The organism is Vibrio sp. 10N.247.310.98, from assembly GCF_041467395.1.
GTDB classification, from domain to species: Bacteria; Pseudomonadota; Gammaproteobacteria; order Enterobacterales; family Vibrionaceae; genus Vibrio; species Vibrio crassostreae_C.
The window spans coordinates 55,597-68,008 of the sequence record NZ_JBFSUL010000017.1; the positions used below are offsets into that span (position 1 = coordinate 55,597).

The 12,412-nt window shown below is 44.0% G+C and carries 13 protein-coding genes; 7 read left to right on the top strand and 6 right to left on the bottom strand.

Annotation, left to right across the window (positions count from 1 at the left end):
* Positions 1-224 precede the first annotated feature (224 nt).
* From AB6E78_RS09205 to AB6E78_RS09215, 3 genes are all read left to right on the top strand, one after another.
* Positions 225-563 (top strand): hypothetical protein, encoded by a 339-nt coding sequence (locus tag AB6E78_RS09205; RefSeq protein WP_017059071.1) that lies wholly within the window; start codon positions 225-227, stop codon positions 561-563.
* Between the two features lie 83 nt (positions 564-646).
* The gene (locus tag AB6E78_RS09210) at positions 647-1,519 is read left to right on the top strand and encodes a patatin-like phospholipase family protein (protein WP_372133217.1); all 873 of its coding nucleotides are present in this window, start codon (positions 647-649) and stop codon (positions 1,517-1,519) included.
* A 15-nt stretch (positions 1,520-1,534) separates the two neighbouring features.
* Positions 1,535-1,903: a hypothetical protein gene (locus AB6E78_RS09215; RefSeq protein WP_032545629.1), complete on the top strand. Its 369-nt coding sequence runs from the start codon at positions 1,535-1,537 to the stop codon at positions 1,901-1,903.
* A gap of 184 nt (positions 1,904-2,087) precedes the next feature.
* Here AB6E78_RS09215 and AB6E78_RS09220 read toward each other — a convergent pair whose 3' ends face one another.
* From AB6E78_RS09220 to AB6E78_RS09230, 3 genes are all read right to left on the bottom strand, one after another.
* Entirely contained in the window at positions 2,088-2,768 is a 681-nt protein-coding gene (locus AB6E78_RS09220) for a haloacid dehalogenase type II (RefSeq protein WP_229647240.1), read from the bottom strand.
* A gap of 197 nt (positions 2,769-2,965) precedes the next feature.
* Positions 2,966-3,769 (bottom strand): MetQ/NlpA family ABC transporter substrate-binding protein, encoded by an 804-nt coding sequence (locus AB6E78_RS09225; RefSeq protein ID WP_017059075.1) that lies wholly within the window; start codon positions 3,767-3,769, stop codon positions 2,966-2,968.
* A gap of 331 nt (positions 3,770-4,100) precedes the next feature.
* On the bottom strand, positions 4,101-5,009 hold the full coding sequence (locus AB6E78_RS09230) for a dienelactone hydrolase family protein (RefSeq protein WP_017059076.1): 909 nt from the start codon (positions 5,007-5,009) through the stop codon (positions 4,101-4,103).
* 410 nt (positions 5,010-5,419) lie between these two features.
* Between AB6E78_RS09230 and AB6E78_RS09235 the strand changes: the two genes are divergently transcribed.
* Positions 5,420-6,037, top strand: a complete 618-nt coding sequence (locus tag AB6E78_RS09235; RefSeq protein ID WP_372133180.1) for a type II secretion system protein — start codon at positions 5,420-5,422, stop codon at positions 6,035-6,037.
* 20 nt (positions 6,038-6,057) lie between these two features.
* Here the strand turns inward: AB6E78_RS09235 and AB6E78_RS09240 are convergent, their stop codons facing one another.
* The gene (locus AB6E78_RS09240) at positions 6,058-6,513 is read right to left on the bottom strand and encodes an Lrp/AsnC family transcriptional regulator (protein ID WP_012604166.1); all 456 of its coding nucleotides are present in this window, start codon (positions 6,511-6,513) and stop codon (positions 6,058-6,060) included.
* A 142-nt stretch (positions 6,514-6,655) separates the two neighbouring features.
* Here AB6E78_RS09240 and AB6E78_RS09245 point away from each other — a divergent pair, with 142 nt between their 5' ends.
* The gene (locus tag AB6E78_RS09245; protein ID WP_372133183.1) at positions 6,656-8,467 is read left to right on the top strand and encodes a PLP-dependent transferase; all 1,812 of its coding nucleotides are present in this window, start codon (positions 6,656-6,658) and stop codon (positions 8,465-8,467) included.
* A gap of 151 nt (positions 8,468-8,618) precedes the next feature.
* Here the strand turns inward: AB6E78_RS09245 and AB6E78_RS09250 are convergent, their stop codons facing one another.
* Together AB6E78_RS09250 and accD are read right to left on the bottom strand one after the other, a co-directional pair.
* Positions 8,619-8,861: a hypothetical protein gene (locus AB6E78_RS09250; RefSeq protein ID WP_050650112.1), complete on the bottom strand. Its 243-nt coding sequence runs from the start codon at positions 8,859-8,861 to the stop codon at positions 8,619-8,621.
* A gap of 326 nt (positions 8,862-9,187) precedes the next feature.
* On the bottom strand, positions 9,188-10,054 hold the full coding sequence (gene accD / locus AB6E78_RS09255) for an acetyl-CoA carboxylase, carboxyltransferase subunit beta (RefSeq protein WP_372133186.1): 867 nt from the start codon (positions 10,052-10,054) through the stop codon (positions 9,188-9,190).
* A 137-nt stretch (positions 10,055-10,191) separates the two neighbouring features.
* Between accD and AB6E78_RS09260 the strand changes: the two genes are divergently transcribed.
* Both AB6E78_RS09260 and AB6E78_RS09265 read left to right on the top strand, forming a co-directional pair.
* Complete coding sequence (locus tag AB6E78_RS09260; RefSeq protein WP_372133189.1) at positions 10,192-11,088, top strand: LysR family transcriptional regulator; 897 nt, start codon at positions 10,192-10,194, stop codon at positions 11,086-11,088.
* Between the two features lie 262 nt (positions 11,089-11,350).
* Complete coding sequence (locus tag AB6E78_RS09265; RefSeq protein ID WP_102428604.1) at positions 11,351-12,400, top strand: HlyD family secretion protein; 1,050 nt, start codon at positions 11,351-11,353, stop codon at positions 12,398-12,400.
* Positions 12,401-12,412 lie beyond the last annotated feature (12 nt).

Sequence of the window (12,412 nt, forward strand, 5' to 3'; positions counted from 1 at the left end):
TAAAAACTCATTAACATTTAGTTGTTAGTACCTTATACCAAACCAAAAAAAACAAATAGACTCAGTCGGTTAGACATTAGTCGTAGAGTCGGACGACTAGTATTAGACCCTGTAGATAGTATGTGTCTGGTTATTTGTAGTCCCTTAATTTCTCCCACGTTCTGCACTTGATAGTGATAGAATCTCCGCATTAGAGTTATCGAGAAACTAGGTATTTATAAACAATGTTTATCCATCACGTAAATGGCATCGACTGGCTGGTAATTACAGCCTTTGAAGAACTGAAAACTATGTTTATCGAAGATGCAGGCCCAATCCCAGCTTGCTTTTCTACCGCCAGCGAGTTGAGCCTGATTGATCAAGCCAAACGCAGTTATGGATTTTTGCCTAAACTCCGCGGTGTGATCACCGATACCGGCACTTTTCAAAGTAGAGATATTGAAGAAGATTTGAACCCACAGCTTGCGTGTATCGTTGAAGGGCGTGGTCGGGTTTTTATCTATCACGGCGACTACGTGGCTTTTGTCGATGACGAGCAAACCTTCATTACCCGTATGGACTGAGAGTGATTCAGTGAGTTGAGATCGGCGAATTGGTAAATCGGCGAGTTAGCCCACCTAGAATTTAAAACTAAAGGATTAATATGATGGCAAAAACGATCTCATTGGTACTTGGCAGTGGTGGCGCAAGAGGCTTGGTTCACGTTGGAGTCATCCGCTGGTTAATTGAGCATGGCTATCAGATAAAATCCATTTCTGGCTGTTCAATTGGCGCACTTATCGGTGGTGTCTACGCTGCGGGCAAGTTGGATGAATTTGAAGAGTGGGTCACCAGTATCGATCAAGGTGATATGGCGATGTTGTTGGACTTTTCATGGCAGTCGAGTGGTATGTTCAAAGGGGACAAGATCATCGACACTCTGCGTGGACTGATCGGCGAGATTTCAATTGAAGATCTGCCCATCCCTTATACCGCAGTTGCCGCTAACGTCGCCGATGAAAAAGAGGTTTGGCTGCAATCAGGTTCTCTGTTTGATGCCATTCGCGCCTCTATCTCTTTGCCACTGTTCTTGACCCCTCACGTTATCAATGGAGAAGTGCTGATTGATGGCGGCGTTCTTAATCCCGTACCGATTGCGCCTACCTTTGGTGATAATACAGACTTTACACTGGCTGTGAATTTAGGTGGTGAACCTGAAATGGTTAAACAGGAAGTGATACCGGTTTCCCTGCCAACAAAAGAGAGCAACCTGCATCAGAAGGTTGTGCATTTTATCGATAACCTCGGTAGCAGTGTAAAAAGCAAAATGAGCTTCAACTTTGCTTTTTACGATATTGCCAACCAAGCATTTGATGCGATGCAATCGACCATTGCTCGCCAAAAGTTGGCCGCTTACCCCGCCGATATCACGCTTGAGATCCCACGCAATGCTTGTGGCACCCTAGAGTTTGATCGCTCACAAGAGATGATCGACAGAGGCTACCACTTAGCACAGGCTAAACTGGGCAATCGACTTTAATGTATTTGCTGCTGAATGAGGGTAACTATGGAAACTGAACTCAAACTATCTGAACTCAAAGAATTGGTCACAACAAAAGATGTCATCGTGCTCACCAGCATAGAAGAGCCTGCTGTATCTTGGTTGATAGATTGCTATCAAGAGAATGCTGATATCCAAATTATCGAGAACGCACACCAACTAGATACTGAAGCGATTTTGTCGCAATGCAGAAGCAGCCTTAACGAAAGTAAAAAGGTCATCCTTACAGCGCAGTTTCGTAGCCAACTGCCTATCATCAATATCGCTTCACTGTGTAATGAGAAGCGCAAGTCATTGATCAATATTGAGCTATTAGGCTGGGATGAAGAAAAACGCGTTCCTCAATCGTACAGTTGTTTTTAGCTTATATTTGTTGCTAGCTTATATTTGTTGCTAGGTAACTGCAGTTTTTAGGTAACCGACAGCGTCTCTATAACCAGAGCAGTTCAACACAAGGTTGATCAAAGCGGTTAAGTCAGTGTCCGGAATTTGTTGACCACTACAGGGTGGTTGTATCGAATCAGGAGTAGAAAAGTCTCTTGAGATTTTACTTGTCTAAATTGTGCTTAATTATCTGTTCTACCACACCATCCATCGTCTTTGAGCTAATCTCCGGCTTCAAATACAAGGAATGATACTCAACGCCTGTGCGGTCTATATAGGCTGCTTGTAAGCCAGCGGATAGCGCACCATGAGTGTCCCAATCATGAGTAGCGACAAGACGAAGGTTTTCGACAGGCTCTTGTAAGGTTTCGGCTGCAAATTTATACACGTCTGAATTTGGTTTGAAACTGCCTGTTTCCTCAACAGAAATGACGGTGTCGAAATAATCGTTTAAGCCCGAGTTCTTGATTTGAGAAGTGATGAGATCGAGGGATGAGTTGGAAAAAGCGACGGTTTTAAAGCCGTTGTTACGCAATTTAAGTAAAGATGCTTTGATATCAGTGTGCGCTGGTAGATTGGCAAAAGAAGTTAACAAGGCACTTTTGCTTTCTGCCGTTAAATCACACTTGTATCGCTGTGCAATAGCGTTGAGCGCTGCATTCGCTAATTCAGAAAAAGTAGATTTTACGTTTGTTGCGATGCAAACCGTTGAAGAGTGTAAAAGCTTTGAAAACCAAAGTGATAATGCATCCTCCTTTCCAAACACCGCTTTAAATTTAGGCTGTAATGACTCCAAATTTAAAACCGTTTCGTTTATATCAAAAAGTATCACTTCTTTTTTCATGCAAAGCCCCCAGATTTAATTGAATTTTATGCTTACATAATCTGCTCTGACGATATGGTTTTCAACCTCCATTCAAGTAACTAAAGCTTTGCTCTCTAATTTGAAAAGAAGCTGGAATGCGTCAACGACAACCCGCCAACTCAAATCTGGCATTGCTTTATGAGTATCATGCAACGCCAAATCTGAAACGATTTAGCTTAATTTGCGGCTTCGATGGTGCCTTTGAAAGTGCTGTCTAAAAAGTCATTGATCTCTTGTGAGTGGTAAATTGAGATAATCTTTTTATACGTTTCATTATTTTTGTCTTCTTCTCGCGCCGCAACAACCATCACTGCTAAAGGTGCGTCTTTTTTCTCTAAGTAAATGCCTTGTTTCTTAGGGTCGAGTCCAGCCGACATTACATAGTTCATGGTGATTGCAGCAGCATCTACATCGTCAAGAGAGCGGGGTAGCTGCGCGGCATCCACTTCAACAAATCGAATGTTCTTCGGGTTGCTAACAATATCGTTTAAAGACGCGTTGAAACCAGCGTTGTCTTTTAATGAGATCAGCCCTGCATCTTCAAGCAGTAATAGTCCACGCCCGCCATTCGTTGGATCGTTTGGAATCGCGATTCGAGCGTTTTCGGGAATAGAATCAAGCGAAGTGTACTTGTTCGAGTAAACGCCCATACGCATCAAAATTGAACGTCCGATAGAAACTAACTGGCTATCGTGATTGGCATTAAAGTTATCGAGGAATGGCTGATGCTGGTAACTGTTCAGTTGGATACTTCCATCATCTAATGCTGCGTTAGGGGTGATATAGTCTGAGAACTCGACGAGTTCAATGTTTATCCCTTGCTTTGCTGCTTCTTTGGCAACAGCTTGTACAACTTGTGCATGTGGGCCAACTGTCGCCCCAATCTTGATGACAGCCTCGTCTTTTTTTCCACATCCTGTTACACCGAATACGAAAGCTAATGCCAACAGGGATGCTGTGATTTTTTTGTAGCTGTTCATGATAACTCCATTTAATAAATAAAAGACATGTAGACGTCTAGCTATCTATATTATCTATTTGCGCGATCGGGTCAATAGGTTTGTTTGAAGCGAAGTTACATTGATGAGCGGTTAAGTCAGTGAATCAACGAGGCTTCTGTACGTGAGACTCGACCGACAATCCCCTTCTAACCCCCTTGGTTTACATCTCAAACCTATTGTTGGTAATGGGAAAAGGGAGGAACTGATTACCGACCAACAAAGGCCTCGCGAGTGCGAGGCCTTTTGGGTTTTGTAGGGAATAGGGCAGTCACTCGGAATCTAAAGAAAACGGGTTCAGTAAAGCTAACTATTAAGAAAGCTTTTGGTTAAAGAACTCAAGTGTACGTTTCCAAGCTAACTCTGCTTCTTCTTCAGCATAGCGGCCAGTTGAATCGTTATGGAAGCCATGGTTCACGCCGTCATAGATGTAAGCTGTGTAGTCTGCTTCGTTCTCTTTGAGTTCGGCTTCATAATCTGGCCAAGTCGCATTCACGCGTTTATCGATTCCCGCAAATTGGATGAGCAAGGGGCCTTTTACATTTTTTCTTAAATCTGGTGCGGCAGGAGTACCATAAAATGGAACGCCTGCATCGAGTTGCTCTGGCATGACAGCGGCCAACATATTCACGATATAGCCACCGAAGCAGAAACCGACTGCGCCTAGCTTACCGTTACTTTTTTCATGGGACTTCAAGAAGTTTGCCGCTGCGATAAAGTCTTCTTCGATTTTCTCTTTTGATAGCGACTTCTGCATCGTTCGACCTTCATCATCATTACCTGGATACCCGCCAAGCGAATAGAGTGCATCAGGTGCAAACGCAATAAACCCCGCCGCTGCGAGTCGTCTTGCCACATCCTTTATGTATGGATTGAGGCCTCTATTTTCATGAATGACCAATACAACAGGCGCATTGCCCTCTAACTCTTTGGGTACAACCAAGTAACCATAGCCTTCGCCGTGTCCTTTAGGTGAAGGAAACTTCTCGTAGGTTGCTTTGATGGAAGGGTCATTGAAAGAGACTTGCTCTGCCTGCGCATAATTAGGAATCAGTGCAGAAGTTAGCGTCGTCATGGTTAAGCCAAGTACAGCTAGCCCAGATAGACGAGCCATAAACTCTCTGCGATCAATCAGGCCGTGTGCATATTCGTCGTACCAATCAAATGCTTCTTGAGGGATAGATCGAGTCGGCGTTGATTGAGATTCGGTATTTGGATTCATAACTTTTCCTTGTTGTGAGTTGTTTGACCAATCAACTATAGTGGAAAATTTGATATAATTGAACGATCGCTCAATAATTTTTGAGCTATTTGTTATATCAAAGTACAAAAATTAGATGACAGTCCGATAAAACGATCACTTCGAATCGATTTCCATCGCTTTGGTTTGTTTTACGGAGCAATTCAATACAAGGTTGATTTGAGGGTTAAGTCAGTGAAGTCGGGTGTGATGATTGTTTGTTTTTAGGGAGGCTCTAAATCGAAGTTGGGCACATTAGAGCTAGGCTTATTTTCCGCAGACATGGACAAGTAAGTTTCAATGCAAAACGCTTGATTTTACTCTGGTATAATCTTTCCTTATAAGGGAAGCCATAGCGTTATTAGAACCTTTTGATGAGAGATAAAAAATAGATGTTAAGACTTTTGCGTCAGATAGAAAAATGGAAACTTGCATCGTTTAGTTTACTCATGCTCATTGCCGCATTTTTTATCTACAACCAGATCGGTAATCGTATTTCCCGTGTCGATGAGGCAACATTTTTGATCGGGCAACTGAATACTGTCTTGGATGCAGCGGAGCAATATTCTCATGACAATGGCTCTTTACCTCCAATTACTTCCGATACCGACACGAACTTCGGCTACTTAAACATCAATCACTTAATTGAAAATCCGGGCTTATCAACATGGCGAGGACCATATCTACCTTATGGCGATACATGGATAGGTGGTGATCAGTACATCGATCACCCAGATTACATAGCAACGCAATTACTGCTTAAGGAAAAGGGCAGCCAATGGGCACGAGGAAGCTCCGAGACAGGTTGTGAATCGTCATCATCCACTTGCTCTGTTGCAGCTTGTATATGGTTGGTACCAACAAAAGTGGCACAAGAAATTAATCAGATTGTGGACGGCAACACGGATATAGAAAGTTCGAATACGACCGGAAAAGTACGTTACGACAAAGCTTTTGGCGGCGCACTTATCTGTATGATTGGAGATGACTATCCAATGTCTTCTATATAGACAAATTAAGTCGTTTCTAATTATCTCACTGGCAGCTTCGTTTTTGTTTTTACCTGACCAAAGGCGAAGCTCGATTCTATAGAAGCGATATTGGGTAGGCGAGTTAATTGCTTACGGATGAACTGCTCGTAGCTTTTGAGTGATTCACTGACTACATGCAATAGGTAGTCGTGATTGCCCGTCATTAGAAAGCACTCTAACACCTCGTCAATCACTTCGATGTGCTGTTCAAAGTCTCGCATGTTCTCTTCTGTCGGCTTTTCAAGTTTCACCAACACAAACACATTCACAGGTAAGCCACATGCTTCTTGGTCGACACTGGCGTGATAGCCGCGAATAATCCCCTGTTTCTCTAATGCTCGAACTCGACGTAAGCAAGGAGAGGGCGACAGCGCCACTCGATCGGCCAACTCTTGATTGGTGAGCCGAGCGTTGCTTTGCAGTTCAGCCAGTATTTTCTTGTCGATCTCGTCCATTGGCATATTCCATCAATATTGAGTTTAGTTTGGCAATATTATTGCTCAAAGTGTATGTCTTACTTCGCAAATAGCAATTTTTAACATCAGCACAAAACTAAAATTAAAGGAGGAACAACAAGTATGGAATGACTTAGGAATTATGAATACTTCAACTCAACTTAGCCCGCTGCGTAAAACCACCAAACACGAACAAGCAGAAGCCCTTGCGATTGAGCAAGCAAAGCACTTTGGTATCGATCCAAACAGTGATTACGGCGTCACGCTTATCGAACTGGCGACGACGCTGTACAAAGCCAATACCAAGACTCACGACCTTTGGGCATTGACCGTTGATGGACTTTCAGAACTCGACAAGAGTGACCGAATCGCCTGGTTTAACGCCAAACGTTTTTTGTCATTCCAGATCGCTAAGATCCTCGATAATCTGCAAAACCCAATGCGCGCCACTTACCAGTCTATTGCCACCAATAATGGTAATTTTGCGTCTAAAGGTGCGTATCCAATTTTCGATAATGTCGCTGCTATATTTTCTGCAAGCCCTGTGATTACACGTACCGCGACCTATTTGTTTGCGTGTACAGAATGGATTGAAGATGCGTTTAACGGTAAAGAGCCGTTGCACGATATATATTCTCGACTGCTTAACCCTACATCGATTTCACTGGCTAACCATATGGTTGATATCGAGGCAGGCTCTAGAGCCAACGAATACCTCGCATGGAACTTTAACTCGGGTATGGCGGCTATTGATGGGTTGTTGAGCCACTTGCTCGGGCATGAAGACATTGTTTTGGCTTCACGCAATATCTACGGTGGTTCTTACCAGCTGTTGGAAGATTGGTTTGGAAAACCTTCTAATCTGAATGTCGCGGTAGAGTGGGTGGATGGTTACTCCGGTGATGAGTTTGCGACGCGCCTTGATGAGGTTGCTGATAAATACGCAGATCGCATCGCTGCAGGTAAGAAAATCTACGTTTACCTAGAGTCACCGTGTAACCCGCATGGATACGTGTTGGATGTTGCTAGCATCAGTAAAGCTGGTCACTCTCGTGGTTGGGATGTGATTGTTGACTCGACAGTGGGGACTCCATTGCTGCATCCAGTACTAAAACGCGACGATGTGGCTGAAAGACCCGATTATGTGATTCACTCCTACACCAAAGAACTGGCGGGTTCTGGCACCACAACCGCTGGAGTTGTGATTGGCCGCAACGAGACCATGTTTATTCCAAAAGGAGAGGAGGTCACTTTCACCAAGCCCAACGGTGATGAGGCCAAAATCCTATGGAACGAAACGCTGTTTTGGAATGTGTACTACATTAAGGGTGCATTCCTAGATGCAGATAAAGCGTTTGAAGTGCTCAATGGTATGAAAACGTATGAGATGCGAGTGGTGCAGAAAACGATTAATACACTGACTCTCGCGAAGATCTTTGATGCTCACCCTGACATCAACGTATCGTGTCCTGCTTTGCCAGACAGTGACAACTATGAACACTGCCAGAACAACATGTACTTGGGTTTGCCAGCGGCGCTTTTCACAATCGATATGGAAGGTAACGGCGATCGTGCGCCAATCAATCGAGATGGATTCAAACAGTTCTTCGACATGCTTGAGCCAGCAATCGGCATGCAAGTGAGCTTAGGGCAAACCAACACCGTGGCGCTGTGCCCAGCCCTGACCACGCATTCAGAACTCAGTGATGAAGCGCTCAATGAAGCCGGTATCAAACCGACGACAATGCGTATCTCTATCGGGTTGGAAGATCCTAGAATGTTCATTGCTCATATTGTCGAGGCGGCTAAATTGTCGATTGACCGCAACCACGTAGATTTCTCATCCAGCTTCCCGAGTGGTGACAATATCGATGAAATCTATATGCAAACCTATATGGATGTACACCAGAGGTTTGTGAAGAGCTTGCCGAAGTTCAGTCAGCTGAGTCAGTAACTTAGCTCGGTAACTTAGGTCAGTAAGGAAAGTTAACAAGATTAGTCAGTAAAAAGGCCTTCAATAAAAAAGCACCCTGCTGACTCAGTAGTCGGTAGGGTGCTTTCTCGATATAGAACCAAGTGACCATATTGGTTTACCAAGTCACTTACTATTTAGGCTGGTGGCCTGTCTTTTTCGCAAGCTCTTGCATAGCTTCGGCAAACGTAGTTGTTCCGCCTTTCGCTTTAACCTGAACCACCTTATATCCTTGGCTTTCCAGCGCTTGGCGCTCTGCTAAAACCGCTTTATCGTCTGGCAGACTGCCCTGTACAGGCTGATGAATGTAACACCCCTCAAGTTGACCATCTTCGACCAGTTGGTGGTGTTTCAGTGCATTGATATCAAAATTCATAGTCAGTCTTTTCGTTTAAATGGAGAGTCTCTGTGGCAAAGGCATAGGCCGCGAGTCTTTATAATTTTATGGTTTGTACAATAGGCATTTTAACCATAAGAAGCCAGTGCAAATTAAGCAATCCAATGGAATGTAACTGGGTGCGGCTTACTTCTTCAATCTCTTATTGCTCGTAGGGAAGGGAAGGGGAGGAACGGAATTCTAACGTTACAAGTGTTGCTGTATGTTCAGCGATAAAGAATGTTCTCCCCCTCGGTCGTTAATCTAAAGAGATCGTTGTTGGTCATTTGAGGGGGAGCTAGAGGGGGAGCTAGAGGGGGAGGTTTTTAATGATCAACTTGAATCTGAGTGTTGGTCATCATTGCGATTAGCTTGGCCACTCGTGCGCGCATCTCACGTCTATCAACAATCATGTCTAAAGCACCATGCTCGAGTAGGAACTCACTCTGTTGAAAATCGTCAGGTAATTTTTCACGTACCGTTTGCTCAATCACTCTGCGACCGGCAAAACCAATTCGGGCTTTAGGTTCACCTATATTGATGTCACCGAGCATAGCTATACTTGCCGAGACTCCGCCAAAGGTTTGGTCGGTTAACACGGATATATAAGGGAGCTTTGCATCGGATAGTCGCTTTAACGCAGCACTGGTTTTGGCCATCTGCATTAATGCCATTAGCGATTCTTGCATGCGAGCTCCACCACAAGCCGAAAAACAGACTAATCCACAATTAGCCTCAATGGCTGAGTTAACCGCGTCAACAAAGCGAGCACCCACAACGCTGCTCATCGAACCTGCCATAAAAGAAAATTCGAAAGCGCACGCCACTACCGGAAGCCCCAAAAGTTCTCCTTTTGCAGCGACTAGGGCATCTTTTTCGCCCGTGCTTTTTTGAGCAAGTGAGATACGTTCTTTGTAGCGTTTCTGATCTTTAAAATTGAGTAAGTCTTGTGGTTCATGTTGGCTACCAATTTCAGTCATCACTCCTTTATCCAAGAAGCTGTCTAAACGATAGCGTGCTGTCATCCTCGTGTGATGATGACACTTTGGGCAGACTTCCAGGTTTTCTCTAAGGGCTAATCGGTATAAGACTTGATCACACGCAGAGCACTTGGTCCATACCCCTTCAGGAATAGAAGCTTTACGGGTACTTATTATATTTTTCTTATCTAATAGCTTTTCTAACCAACTCATTGGAAACCTTATCTAGTTCACTTTAATGATGAGCATTGTATAAGCCTGTTTTTGGTAATAAAGTGCTTAATATTGGCTTTATAGTCCTATCTGATGGGATTGTTGGTATGGGCGGATAATTGGTATGGATGAGATTAATGGGAATGCTTGAGAAGATTGACCAACAATGGCTAAAAAGTTTTCACTGTGTTTATGAGAACAATAGCTTTAAAAGAGCAGCGGAGTTTTTGTGTTTGCCGACCTCAAATGTAAGTCGTCACATTGCTTTATTAGAAGAGCAGTTAGATGCTCGATTGTTCGATAGAACGACCCGCCGTATAGCCCCAACGGAAGCAGGCGAGCATCTTTATTTACGTACTCAGCCTTTGTTGGACAAGCTTAACGAAGCGCTTACGGAGGTAACGCAGCATTCACGTCATGTGGTGGGGCAGCTCAACATTCTAATGCCTGATTCACCGGAACTCGCTCAAGCCGTTGTTTCCTTCTGCACCAAATACCCCTCTATTTCATTGTGTTGCGATACAAGCATCAGTCCTAAAGAGGACTTGCTCGATGGATTTGACGTTATTCTGAGTTTTCATCGAGGGAAACTTGAGGATAACAATTGGATAGCGAAAGAGATTAAACGTTGGTCTAGCATTGTTGTGGCTTCCCCCAAACTTCTTCGCACATCCTCTAAGCCTTTTAAAATTACGGATTTGAAACATGTACCGTGTATTAATAGCTTTACCGCGCTAAACGGAACGCCATGGGTATTTAAGAACGAAACAGGTGAGGTGATTACTCAAAGAGTAAAATCTGCGTTTAAAGTGAATAGCGGACAACTTGCTAAAGCTGGCGCATTGGCTGGTTTGGGCTTTGCGATACTTCCTAAAGAACTCTGTCGTCAAGAGATCGAGACAGGCGAACTAGAGATCATAGAACTTGAATATCAACCTGAAGACTTAGTCTTATACGCCTTTTATGCATCAAGAAAGCACATAGCGAAAAAGGTTCCGGCTTTCATTGCGCACTTACAGGAGCAAGGAAAGTAACTTGGGTTAGTGTGTGAGGTTCCAATGTTAAGCTCGCCTTGATTCAGTCTTCTAACGTTTCAATACACCCTTATCTGACCTTTTTGCTCAACCACTGAGCGAAATCGGTACAAATCATCAACCTTTCCAAATGTGGAATCCATACTTCTTTTATTGGCTCTGTTTTCCAATTGTGAATGGTTATAACCTAGTTTTCGTAGAAAAGAGAATCGAATAAGCCGTGAGCGCGGCGCTTTATAACGAATGAAAACTAGGCACAAGCATGAACGAAAATTTTTATAGATACGCGATTTACACTGTTTTTTCAGCGGCAGCATTGTTCTCCGCTTTTTTAGTCACCTCAGATAATGTTTCCCCTTTCACCACTCAAGCGACTTTGTATCGTAACGTGGCGACCATTGCGCCAGAAGTGTCCGGTGTGATTACCGATGTCATGGTTAGTAATGGCGAGTTGGTTGAAAAAGGTCAGCCATTATTTGCTATCGATGCCAGTAGCTACCAATTGAAAGTGGCACAAGCGCAAGCCGAACTGCATCAAGCGCGTGATTCTGATTCAGCGAAATGGCAGCAATTAGCAGCAGCGAAACAAACACAAAGCCAACGAGAATTCGAATATCACAACGCGAAACAGAAACTCGCACGTAACCAAAAACTGCGTAACAAAGGGCTCGCGACGGAACAAGATCTTGATGATGCAATCACCAATACACAAGTTGCGAGTAGTGCGGTTGAAGCTGCGAACGCGGAAGTGAAACGCATTGAGGTTGAGTTATCGACCCAAGACCGCACAGCGGCCATTGAACTGGCAGAAGCAAAACTTGCCAGTGCGGAACTGGATTTAGGCCACACTCAAGTCGTCGCGCAAACGGAAGGCGTCGTGACCAACTTGCAATTGCAATCGGGTAGTTATATCACTCAAGGTACTTCATCATTGCTGCTGGTGGACGAAGCTCATGCGTGGATCAGTGCGGACTTCAATGAGAAAGGCATTGATAAGCTAACTAATGGCCGCGAAGTTTTGGTCTCTTTTGATGCGCTACCGGGCAAAGTCTTTACGGGTGAAGTGAGTAGCCAAGAGCGTGCGATTTACGACACCAATAATGCCAATGGCAAGCTGTCTAGCGTGACTAATGATACGCGTTGGATCCGTGAGCAACAGAAAGTACGTACCCGCATTACAGTTAACGAACTGGATCCTTCGATGATCTCAGGTTCACGAGCGAGTGTGATTGTTGAAAGCGGTAACCCAATAATGCACGTTATTGGCTCGGCTTGGATTCACTTGGTTTCAACATTTCGCTACATCTATTAGTAGGAGATGACT